Here is a 16,939-nt window from a genome sequence, read left to right on the forward strand (position 1 = left end):
GTGTATCTGTGCCGACTGCTCGAAGCGAACCAGACGATATCCCCGAGTCTGCTGACGCCTGCTGGCGTCCCTGTGGCACAAACAACACCGGGACGCCGTACACGGTCGAAAATAGGGGTAACGGCCACTTGGCATGGCCAGCAGTCCACCAGTCCGACACTGTGGGACTACCCGCGCCCGAAAGGACTGGTAGTCTGCCGGTTGGACTACGAACCTGAAACTCCCACCACTCGGGATTCCTCCGCCTGAAGCCGGAGGAGGATATCAACCGTTTCCTTTCCCCTCGTTCATCCCCTTTTTGAGCGCCGTGGCTGTCCGGCGGAAAAACAAGTAGACGAGGAAGACGAAGCCGAGCATAACGGCGACCATCCCCCAGAGTACGAGTTCGGCCATATTCCGAGGTGACTCCCGGGGGCAAAAATCCTTTTCCTCGGCCCGTCTCCGGCAGGACGTAACAAAGTTGATACCGGTCGCTATCATAGCCGGCGAACAATGTCGCTGTTGCCCTCCGAACCCGACACGTCCGCGGCCGAGGAGGCCGGGCCGCGCGTCATCGGCGTCGACTCAGAGGACGCCGACGACGTGCTGTCGGCACTGACCTCCGAGACGGCCCGGCTCGTCCTGTCGGAGCTTCACGACGAACCCGCCCCGCCCGCCGCCCTCTCCGAGCGGGTCGACACCTCCCTCCAGAACGTCCAGTACCACCTCAACAATCTGGAAGACGCCGGTGCTATCGAGGTGATCGACACGATTTACTCCGAGAAGGGTCGCGAAATGAACGTCTACGCCCCCGCGGACCGTCCGCTGGTCATCATGGCCGGTGGTGACGACGACGACAAGTCCACACTCCGGACCGCCCTGTCGCGCTTTCTCGGCAGCCTCGGGCTCATCGGCATCGCCAGCCTCGCGATTCAGGCGGCCGTCGGTACCGGTGGCTTCCTGAACCCGACCGGAAGTCGGTCGCCAGGTGGTGCCGACTCCGGCGGTGCGCCAGCCGCGGGCAACGAAACCGCGACGCCGACGCCGGAACCGGAACCGGAACCGGAGGAGTCCCCACCAGCCGACGACGGCGGTGGCGGCATGGAAGTGGCAGACGTGACGGGCAGCAACGCCACCGACGCACCCGTAGAGGCCCGACCCGAGGCCACCGAGGGCGGGACCGCCGACGTCGCCACCGAGGCTGCACGGACGGCGACCGAGACGGCAACGTCGGGGGCCAGCGACGCCGTGGCCGGCGCGCTCTCGCTCCCGCCGGGACTCCTCTTTTTTCTCGGCGGGCTGACCGCACTGGCCGTCGTGGCCGGCGTCCGGTCCCTCACGGACTGATCCGGCCGCACCCTCCCGGTTTCTCCGTATCTAAAACGACTGTTTGAGTTTCCGCTGGCCCTAATCGTACAGGGAGTCTACGATTCGATGCGCCTGCTCGCTCCGGCCCTCCCGACGAGACCGTGTTCGCCTCCGACTCGGCTCCGAAGCCCTCCGGACTCCCCTCGGGCGCGCCCGCCCAACTATATCCTAAACTCCTCGAACACAGTGCCGTCCGGGTCGATTAGTCGGCCCCCGATGGCGTCCCCGTTGTGCTCCAGTTCCGCGTGCGCCGACCGGTGTCGGCGGGGTTGGGCGTGACTGCCGGGATTCAGCAGCGTCACGCCGTCGCCCTCGTGGACGCCGGGCCGGTGGGAGTGACCGAAGACCACGAGGTCGGCGGCTTCCTGCCGGCCTAACAGTGAGAGGGTGGTTTCGGTGTGTTCGTGACCGTGGACGACGACTAACCGGATTCCTGCGTGTTCGACGACGCGCTTGGCCGGCAAACGGTTCCGGACGGCGGGCCGGTCGTTGTTGCCGATGACGCCGTACAATCGTCTGGCCTCGGACTGGAAGGCGTCGAGTACCGACTCGGTCGTGAAGTCCCCTGCGTGGACGACAGCGTCGGCCTCACGGACGGCCTCGCGGGTTCGGCCGGAGAGCCGGTGGGTCCCGGTGCCGTGTGTGTCGGAGACGACGGTAAGCATACGGTTGGTACGACGGGGCTGGGTAAACCTCCGACGGATTCGGTGGCGAGACGGACTGGTTGTTCCAGAACAGCTTTGGGTCTACCGGGGGAGCCACCCCGTAATGGCAGGGAACAGCAAGGGGGTCGTCATCGCGGCGCTGATCGCAAACGGGGCCATCGCGATCATGAAGTTCGTGGGGTATCTGCTGACGCTCAGCCCGGCGATGCTCTCCGAGACGTACCACTCCATCTCGGACACGGGCAACCAGGTGTTCCTGCTGATCGGTATCCGCTACGGTGCACAGGAGGCCGACCGACGCCACCCCTTCGGCTACGGGAAGGCCCAGTTTTTCTACAGCTTCCTCGTCTCCGTCCTGCTCTTCGGCATCGCGGGCTGGGAGTCGGCCAAACACGGCTACGACGCCCTGGCACACGGGACCCACGAGTCGGCCCGCCAGCCGACGGTCCCCTTCACCGACATCACCCTCTCGTTTCCGCCCGTCTATATCAACTACGCCGTCCTGATTGGGGCCATCGTCTTCGAGACCTACGCGTTCTACAAGGCCCGGGCGGAACTCAAACGCCAGATCGACACACACGACTGGAGCGGCTACCGCGAGGCGTTCCGGAAGACCTCCGACGTGACCACCCTCACGGCGTTCACCGAAGACTTCATCGCGCTCGCGGGCGCAGGAATCGCGCTGTTCGGCATCTATCTCTCCAGAGTCACCGACAACCCGGTCTTCGACGCGGCCTCGGCGCTCATCATCGGGCTCATGCTGATGGGCTTTGCCATCGCGCTGGCCTGGGAGAACAAACGGCTCCTGCTCGGCGAGAGCATGCCACACGAGGACGAACGCGAGCTACGGAACGTAGTCGCCGGCTGGAACGGCGTCGACGAACTCGTCGGCTTCCGCACCGTGTACTTCGGCCCGGGCGAGGTGCTGGTTGCCACCGAGGTGGCTTTCGCCGACGACCTCACCGCCGACGTGCGCCCCGACGTGATCGACGACATTGAGGCCGCCATCCGCGAGGCCAAACCCCACGTCAACCGGATCTACGTCGAGCCGGTCGACTGAGCTACCGGAACGCCGAGTACCACGTCTCCGCGTGCATCACCGCGACGACGAGTCGGTCGGCCGTCGGATCGGAGAGGGCCGGCCGGAGTGTCTGCTCCGGCCCGCCGCCCGAGCTGTACCTGACCGGTGCGCCGCGGCTGGCGACGGCCACGTTCGCGTCCGCGTCCAGCGAGGTGTTCAGCGGCAGGTACGTCTGGAGCGACTCGTTGTAGACGAACACGGCGAGACCCCCCTCCTCGGCCCCGTTGGGAAGCGCGGCGGGGTCGTAGCCGACCCTGACGGTCGCGTTCGAGATCTGCCCCTCGATATCCAGGTCGATCAGCGGCGACGCCCGCGACTCGTCGACGTGGTCGCTCCCGAGTACCGCATCGTTGCGGAGGCGCTCGACGCTCGCGTCCACGTTGGTCCCCGTCACCCGAAAGCGCGTGTCGAGGTCCGCGTGGTCGACGACGGTCGTCACCGGCCCGGCCGAGTCGGTCGTCCGGAGGTCGGTCAGCCAGTCGGGCTCGTCGACCGTCGTCGCCCCGACGTTCGAGAGGTCGAACCAGCGCGAGACGAGAAACCCCTCGGTCGGCCGCTCGCTCTCGGGTGGGATGTACTCCCCGCTCGTGTAGTTGTGGATCAGGCCGCGCTCGTCCACGACTGCTCGGCGATAGGGGAGCGTCCGGTCCGCGCTCTCGTAGTCGAGTCCGGCGGTGAGGACGTACCGTCGCTCACCGTCCTGCTGGAGCGTGTCGGTGACCGTCAGCGTCCGCGTTCCGACCAGCGCCTGCCGGCCCGTCGGCACCGCGGTCCGGTTGGGCTGGGCGACCGTCCTCGTCACCGGCCCGTCCTCGAACCGGACGTACTCGCGCCTATCGCGGGCGTACAGCGCCGTGGCCTCGCCGCGGAGTGGGTGGTACTGGAAGCGTTCGATCTCGAACAATCCGTCCTCGGCCCTGACGACCGTCGACGCACGCTCCCGTGCGCCAGAAGGCAGGCCGAAGCCCGAGCGGAACACGTAGCTCTCGTCTGCCAGTGCGGTCTCGTGGGCCCGCACGAGTGCGGCCGCCTCCATCTCCGCACCGACCGAGAGGTCTAACCCCGTCGTCTCGGTCGGTTCGCCGTCGCCGTTCGCGGGTGTCGTCGTTGGGTTCGCGTCGTCGGCCACCGGTGTCGGACCGCCAGCGCCGCCGGAACAGCCCGCCAGCGCGACCAGCGCCAGACAGCACGCGACCAGCAGTCTCCGTCCCATAGACTGTCACAACGAGCACGGGAAAATCAGTGCTGTGGGTGTACACACGTCCGCTTATATAGAGGACGTGCCGTTTTCGTCGGACCCGTCGACGAACACCGTACCCGACTGCACTCTGACAGTCAAGAAATCCCCAGGGCACTCCTCCAGGCCACAGTTCAGTACGAATCGACTCTCTGTCATCTCGCCGTTGTTGTAGCCCCTCGCCGTCAACTCAGTGTCCTGTTTTATTCCGAATCGAATCTGGTCTCCACTCTGGCATCGGATACCGACTCCGGCGGTAGCGTCACGTTCCGTTCGAACACGCTCAACTCGTCGTTCACAAGCACGACACGGACTTCTTCGGTTGTGTTGCGGCTATATCGCGGCTTCGTCGCCCGAGACAACCGCCTGCGAAAACTGCAAATCCGAGTAACGACCCCTTCTCGATGAACCCTCCTGTATCATCTGCTCTTACTGGACAACGTCGGACAGGAAATTACTGCTCTTTTTTTGCCGCGACCTCGCTGTGGACGGCGAGACTTTTTATTTGGGAGCGAACAAAGAACGCGTGTGTCGAGCGACGGAGACGCGGCCGGTTACACGCGATTTTTTCCATACGGCGAGCCATACGACCACCAGCGTGACGCGATGGACCGCATCCACGACGCGCTGGGCGAGGGATCCGACGTGCTGTTCGAGGGGGCGACCGGGACGGGCAAGACCCTGGCCGCGCTGGTGCCGGCCCTGGAGTACGCCCGCGAGGCAGACAAGACGGTCGTCATCACGACGAACGTCCACCAGCAGATGCGCCAGTTCGTCCAGGAGGCCCGCGCCATCACAGAGCAGGAGTCGATTCGCGCGGTCGTCTTCCGGGGGAAGGGGTCGATGTGTCACATCGACGTGGGCTACGAGGAGTGTCAGGCCCTGCGGGACACAACCCACGAGATCGTCGAGAAAGAACAGGATCTCGCGGAACTGAACGAACGGGAGTCGACGCTCCTGGAGGACAGTCAGGCCGGGAGCGAGGAGGCCGCTGAGGCCCGCGGAGCGGTGCTGGAGGAACTCGACGCCGTCGAGGACGAACTCGAGGACCTGCGCGAGAACGGCAACACCTGCGACTACTACTACCAGAACCTCACCGGCGACACCGACGCCTTCTACGAGTGGCTGTTCGCGGACGTTCGCGACCCCGACGACATCTACGAGTACGCCGAGATGGAGGGGCTCTGTGGCTACGAACTCCTCAAAGAGGGGATGGAGGGCGTCGACCTCGTCGTCTGCAACTACCACCACCTGCTTGACCCGGACATCCGTGAACACTTCTTCCGGTGGCTCGGTCGGGACCCGGAGGACGTGATCACGGTCTTCGACGAGGCCCACAACGTTGAGGACGCGGCCCGGGACCACGCGACCCGGACGCTCACGGAGACCACGCTGGACAGCGCACTGGACGAACTCGCCGAACGGGACGACCCGGCGGCCGAGGCCGCGGTGAACGTCGTCCGGGCGTTCCGGTCGGCGCTGGCCGAAACCTACGACGACGCGCTCGATTTCGGCGAGCGCGAGCGCATCGAGGAGAACTGGGAGGACTGCTCCATCACCAACGAGGACGGCCGGGACGACCTGACGATCAACTTCCTCCGGGCGTACACCGGGCCGGGCTACGGTGTCGACCTCCAGGCCGCGCTCACGTTCGGCCGCGCTCTCGACCAGAAGTACGAGGAGGCGTACAAGAACGGCGAGGCCAGTACACGACAGGAGTGTCAGACCCTCCAGGCCGTACGGTTCGTCCAGACGTGGATGGACGAGGGCGACACGCAGGGCCACTACCCGGTCGTGAGCGTCCGCCGGGACGAGGGACGCGGCGATGTGTACGGCCGGGCCGAACTCTACCGATGCATTCCACAGGAGGTGACCCGCTCGCTGTTCGACGAACTTCACGCGAGCGTCCTGATGAGCGCGACGTTGCGCCCTTTTCCGGTCACCGAGGACGTGCTGGGACTCGACGACCCCGAGACGATGGCCTACGGCGCGCAGTTCCCCAAGGAGCGCCGGCGCACCTACGCCGTCGAGGCACCGGCGCTTTTCTCGAGCGAGCGCGACGATCCGAGGGTTCAGGACACCGTGACGGGCGTGCTGGAGGACGCAGTCGAGTTCACACCGGGTAACACGCTGGCTTTCCTCCCGAGTTACAGTGAGGCCGAACGCTACCACGACCGAGTCCGGACCGACGCCGAGCGGTATCTGGACAGACCCGCGACGAGCGCCAGGGAACTCCGTGAGGAGTTCACCGACAGCAAAAACGCCATCCTGTTCACCTCGCTATGGGGCACCCTTACCGAGGGGGTGAGTTTCGACGACGGCGACGCCCGGACGGCAGTCGTCGTCGGCGTCCCGTACCCGCACCTGGACGACCGGCTGGACGCGGTTCAGGAGGCGTACGACGAGACGTTCGGCGACGACGGTGGCGAGTGGAACGGGACCGAGGACGCGGGTTGGGCCTACGCCGTCGAGATTCCGACCGTTCGCAAAACCCGGCAGGCACTGGGACGGGTAGTGCGCTCGCCGGCGGACTTCGGGACGCGGGTGCTGGTGGACAAACGGTACACGCAACTCGGCGAACAGGAACTGGGCAACTACACGGTCCGGGAGAGCTTCCCGCCGGAGGAACGGGCGGAGATGATCGACATCGCCCCCGAGAAGCTGAAGTTCGCGATGCTGAACTTCTACGGCGATATGGACGCCTGGGACGGCACGCCACCGAACCCGTGAGCGTCAGGCCGGAAGCGCAACACTGCTGACCTGCTTGATTCGCTCGGAGTCCCAGAAAACGAGTTCGTCGACGGCCCACTCCGTTGTGTCGATCTCTCGCTCGGCCATGCGCTGGGCGGCCGACAGATCCCCGCCGCGAGCGATAGTGACGTGGGGGCTGTAGCCGTCGCCTTCGATGTCGTCGACGGGTTCGAACTCCTCACAGAGGCCAGTGTGGAGTTCCCGGAGGGCGGCGCTCTCGACGGCCAGGTGAATAACGGGTGAACTGCCGACGGGAGCCCGCTCGAACACCTCGATACCGGTGATCCGGACGTCGAACGGGGCGGTGCCGGCGAGGACTTCCCGGGTTCGCGCTTCGAGACGGGGGTAGTCGCTGGGACCGTCGCCGCCGAGGCGTTTGACGCCGAGGGTGTGACGGCCGCGTGACCGGACACGTGCGGTCGGGAGTTCCGTCGCCAACCGACTCGCGAGGGCGGCGACCGACGACGGGACCGGAACGTTCAGACTGTACACGCCTTGTTTCGACCACGACTCCGGCAATCAAAGAACTGCTGGTCGCGACCGGTCAGAAGTTCGCGATGAACAACAGCCCAGCCGATACGAATCCGAGCAGAATAAACAGGAGTGGAAACACCGGAATCGTGACACCCCAGTACTGGGCCATGCCCTCGAAGACGACCATCAACTGGAGCAGCCCCAGTCCGAGGAAAATAAAGAGGTTTCTGACCTTCGTCGCCGTGACCCGGCCCTCGGTGGCCGCCGTGACTCGCCCCTCACTCATGTGAGTAGTGTTCATCGGTTTTCGCTTAAATCCAATGGTCCGACAGTCGACACGGACGGTCAGATGCGGTCGAGGAAGTAGCGGGCGATGAGCGCGACGACGAGTAGTGCGAGGACGGGGGCGGCCAGACCGACGACGAAGCCGACGACCGCTTCGAGGAGTTCGACGACGAGTAAGACGACCACCAGCACCAGCACGACTTTGAGCAGGTCGTCGGTGTCGAGCGCGCCGCGACAGTTCATGCTCACTGGTGTGACCGGCGGAAGGAAATGGATTGTGGCCGTCACGGCGTGGACGTGGCGTGTGACCCCCCGCGACCACTACCCGAGGTGTGTCATCGCACGCCACGGAGTCCGAATCTCGGAAGGTTTTAATACGAATCCGCGGTAGTAGCAGGTACATGACACAGACCTACGGTACCGGCCCGCTGCCGAGCGAGGCCGGAGGGTCTGTCCACATTCTCCCACAATCGCGAGAGCACCAGCCGTCGGCTGGTGACACGTCTGAACGTCGGGCACTCCGACGGCGTTTCCGACGACGGGGCCGTTAGGCCCACCTCACTCCCACTTCATACCACGGTCGTTTCGTCTCGAACCGCCCACCGACTGGTGCTGGGCGGTCCGCACCGCCTCGACTCATCACACAACACACATGCCAGAACCCAACGACACCGAAGGAACGGTCGCGCTCGCCTTCTCCGGCGGGCTCGACACGACAGTCTGTGTACCGCTACTGAAAGACGAGTACGGCTACGACGACGTGATCGGCGTCACCGTCGACGTCGGCCAGCCGGCCGAGGAGTTCGACGAGGCCGAGGAAACCGCCGAGGCACTGGGCCTCGATCACTACGTCGTCGACGCGAAAGCCGAGTTCGCCGACCTCTGTATGGATGCCGTCAAGGCAAACGCCACGTACCAGGGCTACCCGCTCGGGACCGCGCTGGCCCGCCCGGTCATCGCCGCCGCGATTCTCGGAGTCGCTGAGGAGCAGGACTGTACCGCCCTGGCTCACGGCTGTACCGGGAAAGGCAACGACCAGCTCCGCTTCGAGACGGTCTGGCGCGACTCGGACATGGACGTCCACGCGCCCGTTCGCGAACTCGGCCTGACCCGCGAGTGGGAACAGGAGTACGCCGAGGAAAAGAACCTGCCCGTCGAAGGTGGCGACGGCGGCCGCTGGAGCATCGACACGAACCTCTGGAGCCGTTCGGTCGAGGGCTCGGAACTGGAAGACCCCAGCCACGTTCCCGGCGACGAAATATACGAGTGGACGGCGAGTCCCAGCGGCAAAGCGGCCGAACTCGTCGACGTCGAGTTCGAGGAGGGCGAGGTCGTCGCCATCGACGGCGAGGCGCTGAGCCCCGTCGCGGTCATCGAACAACTGAACGAGCAGGCCGGCGCACACGGCATCGGGCGCACCGACACGATGGAAGACCGGATGCTCGGGCTCAAGGTACGCGAGAACTACGAACACCCCGCGGCCACGGTACTCCTGGCGGCCCACGACGCTCTCGAAGGACTCGTCCTCACCGAGGAAGAGCGGAGTTTCAAAACAGGAATCGATCAGGAGTGGGCCGAGAAGGGGTACCAGGGGCTGGTGAACGCCCCTCTCTTCCGCGCGCTCGAAGGGTTCATCGAAGAGACCCAGACACGCGTCACCGGCACCGTTACGGTCAAACTCGAGGGCGGGCAGGCCCGTCCGGTCGCCCGCGAGAGCGAGTACGCCTGCTACGCGGAGGGACAGGCCTCGTTCAATACCGAAGCGGTCACAGACGACATCGAACAGGCCGACGCGACCGGCGTCGCCAAGTACCACGGCTTCCAGGAACGCCTGGCAAACACGGTCAGCGAGGCCGTCGACAGCGCGGCCGCCGAGGCCGTGACGGACGGGGGTCCTGCGAACGACGCGAGCGGGACGTCGTCGGACGGACCGTCCGACGGAAGCGCCGAACCCGAGGAGTAGACTCATGACCGAGGAACCCACCGACGGCGAGGCGGACGAGACCGGCGACACCGTCGGGGTAGGCTCCGACGAGCCCCCGGTCGCTGACGCTCCTGGAGACGTGGTCCGCCGGGACCGGTTCAGCGGTGGCCCCGCCCGTGGGTTCCTCTCCTCGCTCGCGGCCGACGAGCGCATCTTCGCCGCGGACCTGGCGGTCGACCGCGCCCACGTCGTGATGCTGGCCGAGCAGGGCATCGTCGATACTGGCGACGCCGGCGCCATTCTCGCGGCGCTGGACGACATCGAAGCGGCAGGACACGGTGCCCTCCCCCAGGGCGAAGACGTTCACGCGGCCATCGAGACGGCAGTAATCGAACGCGTCGGGCCCGAGGGTGGCCGAATGCACACTGCCCGGTCGCGCAACGACGAGGTGGCAACCTGTATCCGCTACCGCCTGCGCGGGGACCTACTCAACGCGATTGCGGCCGTCGTCGGCGCACGTGAACAACTGCTCGACGAGGCCGACGAGCACGCGGCGACGCTGATGCCTGGGTTCACCCACCTCCAGTACGCTCAGCCGACGACGGTGGGCCACTACCTGCTCTCCTACGAGCGGTCGCTGGCCCGCGACACCGAGCGGTTGTTCGACGCGTACGCGCGAACGAACCGCTCACCGCTGGGTGGGGCGGCGTTCGCCGGGACGCCGTTCGGTATCGACCGCGAGCGGACCGCCGAGCTACTCGGCTTCGATTCGGTACTGGCCAACTCGATGGACGGCGCGTCCGCACGCGACTTCCTGCTGGAGGCGACGACGGCGCTCTCGAACCTGGCGACGACGCTCTCGGGACTCAGCGAAGACGTCGTAATGTTCGCCAGTGACGGGTACCTCGACCTGAGCGACGACTACGCCTCTACGTCGTCGATCATGCCGCAAAAAAAGAACCCGGACACGCTGGAGCTAGTGCGGGCACGGGCCGGCGACGCACACAGCGCGGTTTCGGGCCTGCTGACGACGCTGAAGGGCCTGCCACGTGCTTACAACCGCGACCTCCAGCGGGCGGGCCAGTACGGCTGGGACGCCGTCGACGCGGTGATCGGGGCCACCGAGGTCGCGGCCGGCGCGGTCGCGACCGCCGACTGGAACGTCGAGAGACTCGCCGAGGAGGCCAGTGCAGGCTTCTCGACGGCGACGGGCGTCGCGGACCTGCTGGCGATGGAGGGGCTTCCCTTCCGGACAGCACACGAACTCGTGGCCAATGCCGCGGACCGGTCGGCCGACCCTGACTACGAGACGCTGGACGCAGCGGCACAGGCGCTTCTCGGCGAGTCGCTGTCGGCGTTCGTCGACGGCGAGGCCTCGGAACAGGCGAGCGACGAGAGCCGCGCAGCCGTCGAAGCCGCTCTTGACCCCGCCGAGAGCGTGGCGAGTCGTGACTCGGCCGGCGGGCCAGCACCCGGCGCGGTGGCCGACCAGTTGGCCTCGGCACGGGGCGACCTCGACGCCGACCACGATGCGCTGGGGGAGCGCCGGGCCGCGCTGGCCGACGCCGAGGACCGACTCCGCGACGAGGTGGCCGGCTATGTCTGAGTTCCGACCCGTTCGCAGGCGACGCGAACGTCCACGACGTCGGGACGTAGCGGCCCCCCCGCCGCGACCGCGACCCCCGCGAGGGGAAAAAATACCAGAACCATGATACAGCGTTCATGAAATGCCGCTCAGAAGGATTACGAAGCGGTTAGAAGGTAGTTTGGGTCGTTAATTCTGCTCGACAAGTCCGAAGGGTTTAAGTGGTAACGAGCGTGAGATGGAGGTACCAATGACCGAATGCATCGAGTGCGGGGCCGACGTGTCTCTGCACGACGACTTGGAAGTGGGAGAGATCGTCGACTGTTCGACCTGCGGTGCAGAACTGGAAGTCGTCGACACCGACCCGGTCGAGCTGGACTCGGCACCCGAGCTCGAAGAGGACTGGGGCGAGTAACGTGGTGACGGCCGCTGCCGGCCGGTGAAAATATGAACACGATAACAGCAGCACTGTCATCAGCACGACACCGCGACCAGAGGTGGCTCGGTTGAACACCGTCGCACGCAGAGCGAGCAACGTGCTCGCGTTCATGCCGGAGGGATTCACGTGAATTTCGGAATACTCTATTCGCGCATCCGCAAAGACGAGAAGCTCCTCCTCTCGGAGCTTCGTGACCGGGGCCACGACGTCACGAAAATCGACGTTCGCAACCAGCAGTTCGGACTGTCCGAGTCGCCCGCTGACTTCGCTGGCGTCGACCTCGTGGTCGACCGGTGTCTCGCGACCAGTCGGAGTGTCTACGCCACACAGTTCGTCGACGCCGACGACGTCCCCATCGTCAACCATCCCGACACCGCCGAACTGTGTGCCGACAAGGCGAAAACCAGCCTCGCTCTGGCCGAGAACGACGTGCCCACGCCAGAGACGACCGTCGCGTTCACCACGGACGCGGCCATGGCGGCCATCGAGGCGTTCGGGTATCCCTGCGTTCTCAAGCCGGTCGTCGGCTCGTGGGGCCGCCTGATGGCCAAGATCGACAGCCGGACGGCCGCCGAGGCCATCCTCGAACACAAGGAGACGCTGGGCCACTACGAACACAAGGTGTTCTACGTCCAGGAGTACGTCGAGAAAGGCGGCGAGGACATCCGCGTTCTCGCCACTGACGGCGACCCCGTCGCCGCGATGGTCCGCTCCTCGGACCACTGGATCACCAACGCTGCCAAAGGGGCCGAGACCGACGCGTTCGGCCTCGACGACGAGGCACTCGACCTGGTCGAACGCGCCTCTGACGCCGTAGGTGGCGGCCTGCTCGGCGTGGATCTGATGGGAACTGGAGCCGGTCCCGAGGACGGGTCGGGGAGTAACCAGATGGAGTCTGGCCCGCGGTACACCGTCCACGAGGTCAACCACACCGTCGAGTTCAAGGCGCTGAACGAGGCGACGGACGTGGACGTGCCCGCTCGCGTCGTCGACTGGCTGGAGACGAAGGCCGAGCAACAACAGGGGGTGAACGCCCGATGAGTACGGATTCCTCGCTGACCGCCTCCGTCGTGGGCGGCACCGGCTTCACTGGCGGTGAACTCCTGCGCCTGCTGGCCGGGCACCCCGAGTTCGAGGTCGTCCAGGCGACGAGTCGCTCCAAAGCCAACAAAACGGTCGGGCACCAGCACCCCAACCTGCGACATCTGGACCTGCGCTTCTCCGAACCCGACGATCTGGAGTCGGTCGACGCGCTGTTCGCCGCGACGCCCCACGGCGTCACGATGGAACAGATCGACGAGTTCCGCGACGCCGCTGGCACCGTCGTCGACCTGTCGGCGGATTTCCGACTCGACACCGAAGCGCAGTACGACGAGTGGTACGACGGCCACAGCCGGTCCGAACTGCTTGAAAAGGCCGAGTACGCTCTCCCCGAACTGAACCGAGAGCGCCTCGAAGGAGCCGAAATCGTCGCCTCGGGCGGCTGTAACGCCACCGCGACGATTCTCGGACTCCTGCCCCTGTTCGAACAGGGCGTGCTGGACGGCGACGAGCGGATCGTCGTCGACGTGAAGGTCGGGTCCTCTGAGGGTGGTGCCGGCGGCGGGGAGGCCTCCAGCCACCCCGAGCGGTCCGGCGTTGTCCGGCCGTACGCGCCGACGGGCCACCGGCACGAGGCCGAGATCCAGCAGTTCCTCGGCGTCGAGGTGTCCTTTACCGTTCACGCGGTGGAGATGACCCGCGGCGCGAGCGCGACCTGCCACGTCTTCCCCGACGGTCCCGTCTCGAAGGGCGACCTGTGGGGGGCGTATCGCAGCCAGTACCAAGACGAACCGTTCGTCGAACTCGTCGCGGGTGGGGGTGGCGTCTACCGCTACCCCGAGCCCAAAGCTGTCGCGGGGACGAATCGTGCGGAGGTCGGCTTCGAACTCGACCCCGGCAACGGGCGGCTGGTCGTGTTTTCGGCTATCGACAACATGATGAAAGGCTCGGCCGGCCAGGCCGTCCACGCCGCGAACGTCGCGCTTGGCCTCGACGAGACGGCGGGCCTTTCGTTTCAGGGCCTGCATCCCGTGGGTTCCCCGTAGCCCGGAGGTAGATTTTTCATGAGAGTAACTATCAAAGTCGGTGGCGCTCGCGCGGTCAACCCCGCAGGTGCCCTTTCGGATGTCGCATCACTGTACGACGACGGTGAGGACGTGGCGGTCGTCCACGGCGGGTCGACCGCCGTCGACGACACGCTGGAACGACTCGGTATCGAACCGGAGTACGTCGAGACCCCGAGCGGCGTCGTCGGTCGGTTCACCGACGCCGAGACGATGGAGGTGTTCGAGATGGTCTTCGGCCACCTCAGTACGCAGCTGGTCGCGGGCCTGCAGAGCCTCGACGTGGATGCCGTCGGACTCAACGGCGTCGACGGGAAGCTCCTCCACGGTCCCCGGAAGTCCGCCGTTCGGGTCGTCGAGGACGGCAAAAAAAAGATCAGGCGAGGCGACCACTCCGGGACGATCGAACAGGTCAACGGCGACCTGCTCGAGTCGCTCCTCTCGGACGGCTACGTCCCGGTTGCGGCCCCGCCGATGGCCGGCGCCGATGCCGAGGATGTACTCCCCGTCAATACGGACGCCGACCGGTCGGCGGCGGCCATCTCGAGCGAACTCGGTGGCACCCTCCTCCTGCTGACGGACGTGGCGGGCGTCTTCGAGGACCCCGACGACCCCGACACGCTGATCGAGACCGTCGAGACGGGCGAGGAGTGGGCCGGGTTGGAGACGGCCGCCGAAGGCTTCATGAGCCGGAAGATTATGGCGGCGGAGGAGGCCCTCGACGGCGGGGCCGACGAGGTCGTAATCGCGGACGCCAACACCGACGAGCCGGTCCTCTCGGCTCTCTCCGGTGGCGGCACACACCTGTACCAGGAGGCACTACAATGAGTGGATTCGTCTTCAACGAGAAACCAATCCAGATTGAACGCGGCGAAGGAGCGTACCTCTACGGCGACGATGGCACCGAGTACCTCGACATGGGGGCCAGTTACGCCTGCGTCCCGCTGGGGCACAACCACCCTGCAGTCAACGAGGCCGTTCGCGAGCAGTTCGCGGACCTGACCTACGTGCAGGCGTCATACCCCGTCGAGACCCGGACTCGGCTGTACGACCTGCTGGCCGACACTGCGCCCAGCGACGTCGACTACACGTGGCTCTGTAACTCGGGGACGGAAGCCAACGAGGCGGCGCTGAAGTTCGCCCGCTCGGCCACGGGCAACTCCAAAATCGTCGCGACGATGCAGGGCTTCCACGGCCGGACGATGGGCGCGCTGGCGACCACCTGGAAGAACAAGTACAAAAAGCCGTACGAGCCACTGATGGGCGACGTGGAGTTCGTCCCCTACGACGACCCGGAGGCGATGGCCGAAGCCATCGACGACGAGACTGCGGCGGTCATCGTCGAACCGGTACAGGGTGAGGGCGGCATCAACCCCGCGACCCGGGAGTTCCTCCAGACCGCGCGGGTCGAGACCGCCCAGCAGGGTGCGGCGCTGATCTTCGATGAGGTCCAGACCGGCATGGGCCGGACGGGCAGTCTGTGGGCTTCGGAGTGGACCGACGTGGTGCCCGATATGATAACGAGCGCCAAGGGCTTGGGCAACGGCCTGCCAATCGGCGCGACGCTGTGTCGGGAGTGGATCGCAAAGAACTACGGCTCTCACGCCTCGACATTCTCAGGTGGTCCCGTCGTCTCGGCCGCCTCCGAGGCGACCGTCGAGACGATTCTCGACGAGGCAGTCACCGAGAACGCGGCCCAGGTCGGGTCGTACATCCAGGAGCGCCTCCACGCCGAACTCGACGACCACGTTCGCGAGGTTCGCGGCGAGGGTCTGATGATCGGCGTCGAGGTCGGTCGCGGCGCCAACCGCGTCCTGAAGGAACTGGCGTTGAACCACGGCGTGCTAGCGCTGCCGGCCGGACGGACGGTGGTCCGGTTGCTCCCGCCGTTGACGATCACCGAGGACCACGCCGACGAGGTCGTCGAGGCGCTGGTCGCTACGGTTGCGGAGGACGACGGATGAGCGGGACACAGTTCACCAGCCAGAGCAGCATCGACGTGGACGGGGAGGCCCGACAGTTGCTCGTGGACCTGGTTTCGACGCCGTCCGTGTCGGGCGAGGAGCGCCGCTGTGCCGAGGTGCTGGTCTCCTACTTCGAGGAACACGACCGCGAGGTCTGGGTCGACGAGGCCGGTAACGTCCGCGCGCCAGCCGATGATGGCGTCCTGCTGACCTCGCACATCGACACCGTTCCCGGGGACATCCCCGTCGAGATTCGCGACGCCCGAGACGACGACGTCGACGCGCTCTGGGGTCGCGGGAGCGTCGACGCCAAGGGCCCGCTGGCGGCGATGGCCGTCGCGGCCGTCAGTACGGGGGCCTCGTTCGCCGGTGTCGTCGGCGAGGAAGTCGACTCTCGTGGTGGGCTCCACCTCGTCGAGGACAGGGCGTCGGCACCCGACGCCGTTATCAACGGCGAGCCCTCCGGTTGGCAGGGGATTACGCTGGGGTACCGCGGTCTGGTCGGCGGCACCTACGTCGCAACCAGCGAATCGGGCCACACCTCTCGCCCGGAGAACAACGCCGTGCAGGACGCCATTGCCTGGTGGTCGAACGTCGAACAGGAGTTCGCGACCGACGAGTGGGAGGCCATCTTCGAGCGGGTGACGGCCAAGCCAACGAAAATCGAGGGCGGCCTCACTGACGACGGGCTCTCCGTCGAGGCGACGATGGCGGTGCAGTTGCGGGTCCCTCCGAGCATGAACACCGAGGAGGTTATCGAGATCACAGAGGGGTATCTGGACGTGGCCGACCGCGTTCACTGGAAAGACAAGGTCGAACCCGTGATGATGTCGCCCCGGACCGATGTGGCGCGGGCGTTCCGCGCAGCGATCCGACAGGCCGGGGGCGATCCCCGCATGCTCCGGAAGACGGGCACAAGCGATATGAACGTGTACGCACAGGCATGGGACTGTCCCATGGTCACGTACGGTCCCGGCGACTCAGACCTCGACCACGCGCCCAACGAGCACCTGAAACTCGACGAGTACGACCGCTCTCTCGAGGTGCTCGAAACGGTCACTCGACGGCTTCTGGAGGACTGA

At 66.1% G+C, this 16,939-nt stretch carries 17 protein-coding genes; 11 read left to right on the forward strand and 6 right to left on the reverse strand.

What is annotated here, in order from left to right; all coding sequences use genetic code 11:
• Positions 1-264 precede the first annotated feature (264 nt).
• A complete protein-coding gene (locus Q0964_RS10480) occupies positions 265-393 on the reverse strand; it encodes a DUF7859 family protein (protein WP_299266998.1) in 129 nt (42 codons plus the stop codon).
• 99 nt (positions 394-492) lie between these two features.
• On the opposite strand from Q0964_RS10480, the gene Q0964_RS10485 reads away from it, so the two are divergent.
• The gene (locus tag Q0964_RS10485; RefSeq protein ID WP_299267001.1) at positions 493-1,326 is read left to right on the forward strand and encodes an ArsR/SmtB family transcription factor; all 834 of its coding nucleotides are present in this window, start codon (positions 493-495) and stop codon (positions 1,324-1,326) included.
• Between the two features lie 182 nt (positions 1,327-1,508).
• Here Q0964_RS10485 and Q0964_RS10490 read toward each other — a convergent pair whose 3' ends face one another.
• Positions 1,509-2,012, reverse strand: coding sequence for a metallophosphoesterase (locus tag Q0964_RS10490; RefSeq protein WP_299267004.1), 504 nt, complete (start codon positions 2,010-2,012; stop codon positions 1,509-1,511).
• 103 nt (positions 2,013-2,115) lie between these two features.
• Between Q0964_RS10490 and Q0964_RS10495 the strand changes: the two genes are divergently transcribed.
• On the forward strand, positions 2,116-3,072 hold the full coding sequence (locus Q0964_RS10495) for a cation diffusion facilitator family transporter (protein WP_299267007.1): 957 nt from the start codon (positions 2,116-2,118) through the stop codon (positions 3,070-3,072).
• Between the two features lies 1 nt (position 3,073).
• Here the strand turns inward: Q0964_RS10495 and Q0964_RS10500 are convergent, their stop codons facing one another.
• Positions 3,074-4,306, reverse strand: a complete 1,233-nt coding sequence (locus Q0964_RS10500) for a hypothetical protein (RefSeq protein ID WP_299267010.1) — start codon at positions 4,304-4,306, stop codon at positions 3,074-3,076.
• Between the two features lie 552 nt (positions 4,307-4,858).
• On the opposite strand from Q0964_RS10500, the gene Q0964_RS10505 reads away from it, so the two are divergent.
• Positions 4,859-7,060: an ATP-dependent DNA helicase gene (locus tag Q0964_RS10505; protein WP_299267012.1), complete on the forward strand. Its 2,202-nt coding sequence runs from the start codon at positions 4,859-4,861 to the stop codon at positions 7,058-7,060.
• Positions 7,061-7,063: 3 nt separating this feature from the next.
• On the opposite strand, the gene Q0964_RS10510 is transcribed toward Q0964_RS10505, so the two are convergent.
• The 3 genes from Q0964_RS10510 to Q0964_RS10520 are packed head-to-tail and all read right to left on the reverse strand — an operon-like array spanning position 7,064 to position 8,083.
• Positions 7,064-7,573: a 2'-5' RNA ligase family protein gene (locus tag Q0964_RS10510; protein WP_299267014.1), complete on the reverse strand. Its 510-nt coding sequence runs from the start codon at positions 7,571-7,573 to the stop codon at positions 7,064-7,066.
• Positions 7,574-7,625: 52 nt separating this feature from the next.
• Positions 7,626-7,841 carry a hypothetical protein gene (locus Q0964_RS10515; RefSeq protein ID WP_299267017.1) on the reverse strand — a complete coding sequence of 72 codons (216 nt, stop codon included), beginning with the start codon at positions 7,839-7,841 and terminating at the stop codon, positions 7,626-7,628.
• Between the two features lie 59 nt (positions 7,842-7,900).
• The gene (locus Q0964_RS10520) at positions 7,901-8,083 is read right to left on the reverse strand and encodes a DUF7554 family protein (protein ID WP_299267020.1); all 183 of its coding nucleotides are present in this window, start codon (positions 8,081-8,083) and stop codon (positions 7,901-7,903) included.
• Positions 8,084-8,492: 409 nt separating this feature from the next.
• On the opposite strand from Q0964_RS10520, the gene Q0964_RS10525 reads away from it, so the two are divergent.
• From Q0964_RS10525 to Q0964_RS10560, 8 genes are all read left to right on the forward strand, one after another.
• A complete protein-coding gene (locus Q0964_RS10525; RefSeq protein WP_299267022.1) occupies positions 8,493-9,803 on the forward strand; it encodes an argininosuccinate synthase in 1,311 nt (436 codons plus the stop codon).
• A gap of 4 nt (positions 9,804-9,807) precedes the next feature.
• Complete coding sequence (gene argH / locus Q0964_RS10530) at positions 9,808-11,370, forward strand: argininosuccinate lyase (protein ID WP_299267025.1); 1,563 nt, start codon at positions 9,808-9,810, stop codon at positions 11,368-11,370.
• 229 nt (positions 11,371-11,599) lie between these two features.
• Entirely contained in the window at positions 11,600-11,764 is a 165-nt protein-coding gene (lysW, locus tag Q0964_RS10535; protein ID WP_299267027.1) for a lysine biosynthesis protein LysW, read from the forward strand.
• A gap of 150 nt (positions 11,765-11,914) precedes the next feature.
• The gene (locus Q0964_RS10540; RefSeq protein WP_299267029.1) at positions 11,915-12,829 is read left to right on the forward strand and encodes a RimK family alpha-L-glutamate ligase; all 915 of its coding nucleotides are present in this window, start codon (positions 11,915-11,917) and stop codon (positions 12,827-12,829) included.
• Positions 12,826-13,875, forward strand: a complete 1,050-nt coding sequence (gene argC / locus Q0964_RS10545; protein WP_299267032.1) for an N-acetyl-gamma-glutamyl-phosphate reductase — start codon at positions 12,826-12,828, stop codon at positions 13,873-13,875. Before Q0964_RS10540 ends, argC begins: the two co-directional genes overlap by 4 nt.
• Before the next feature lie 18 nt (positions 13,876-13,893).
• A complete protein-coding gene (locus Q0964_RS10550; RefSeq protein ID WP_299267035.1) occupies positions 13,894-14,721 on the forward strand; it encodes an acetylglutamate/acetylaminoadipate kinase in 828 nt (275 codons plus the stop codon).
• Positions 14,718-15,857, forward strand: coding sequence for an aspartate aminotransferase family protein (locus Q0964_RS10555; RefSeq protein ID WP_299267038.1), 1,140 nt, complete (start codon positions 14,718-14,720; stop codon positions 15,855-15,857). Before Q0964_RS10550 ends, Q0964_RS10555 begins: the two co-directional genes overlap by 4 nt.
• Positions 15,854-16,939, forward strand: a complete 1,086-nt coding sequence (locus tag Q0964_RS10560) for a [LysW]-lysine hydrolase (RefSeq protein ID WP_299267041.1) — start codon at positions 15,854-15,856, stop codon at positions 16,937-16,939. The genes Q0964_RS10555 and Q0964_RS10560 overlap by 4 nt, the downstream gene beginning before the upstream one ends.

Origin of the sequence: Halorientalis sp., assembly GCF_028275115.1 — an archaeon.
Taxonomy (GTDB): Archaea; Halobacteriota; Halobacteria; order Halobacteriales; family Haloarculaceae; genus Halorientalis.

What these genes read in the sequence shown, in the direction of transcription:
- Q0964_RS10480 (WP_299266998.1), bottom strand. Translation starts at nt 393, where the DNA reads ATGGCCGAACTCGTACTCTGGGGGATGGTCGCCGTTATGCTCGGCTTC.
- Q0964_RS10485 (WP_299267001.1), top strand. Translation starts at nt 493, where the DNA reads ATGTCGCTGTTGCCCTCCGAACCCGACACGTCCGCGGCCGAGGAGGCC.
- Q0964_RS10490 (WP_299267004.1), bottom strand. Translation starts at nt 2,012, where the DNA reads ATGCTTACCGTCGTCTCCGACACACACGGCACCGGGACCCACCGGCTC.
- Q0964_RS10495 (WP_299267007.1), top strand. Translation starts at nt 2,116, where the DNA reads ATGGCAGGGAACAGCAAGGGGGTCGTCATCGCGGCGCTGATCGCAAAC.
- Q0964_RS10500 (WP_299267010.1), bottom strand. Translation starts at nt 4,306, where the DNA reads ATGGGACGGAGACTGCTGGTCGCGTGCTGTCTGGCGCTGGTCGCGCTG.
- Q0964_RS10515 (WP_299267017.1), bottom strand. Translation starts at nt 7,841, where the DNA reads ATGAGTGAGGGGCGAGTCACGGCGGCCACCGAGGGCCGGGTCACGGCG.
- Q0964_RS10520 (WP_299267020.1), bottom strand. Translation starts at nt 8,083, where the DNA reads ATGAACTGTCGCGGCGCGCTCGACACCGACGACCTGCTCAAAGTCGTG.
- Q0964_RS10525 (WP_299267022.1), top strand. Translation starts at nt 8,493, where the DNA reads ATGCCAGAACCCAACGACACCGAAGGAACGGTCGCGCTCGCCTTCTCC.
- argH (WP_299267025.1), top strand. Translation starts at nt 9,808, where the DNA reads ATGACCGAGGAACCCACCGACGGCGAGGCGGACGAGACCGGCGACACC.
- lysW (WP_299267027.1), top strand. Translation starts at nt 11,600, where the DNA reads ATGACCGAATGCATCGAGTGCGGGGCCGACGTGTCTCTGCACGACGAC.
- argC (WP_299267032.1), top strand. Translation starts at nt 12,826, where the DNA reads ATGAGTACGGATTCCTCGCTGACCGCCTCCGTCGTGGGCGGCACCGGC.
- Q0964_RS10550 (WP_299267035.1), top strand. Translation starts at nt 13,894, where the DNA reads ATGAGAGTAACTATCAAAGTCGGTGGCGCTCGCGCGGTCAACCCCGCA.
- Q0964_RS10555 (WP_299267038.1), top strand. Translation starts at nt 14,718, where the DNA reads ATGAGTGGATTCGTCTTCAACGAGAAACCAATCCAGATTGAACGCGGC.
- Q0964_RS10560 (WP_299267041.1), top strand. Translation starts at nt 15,854, where the DNA reads ATGAGCGGGACACAGTTCACCAGCCAGAGCAGCATCGACGTGGACGGG.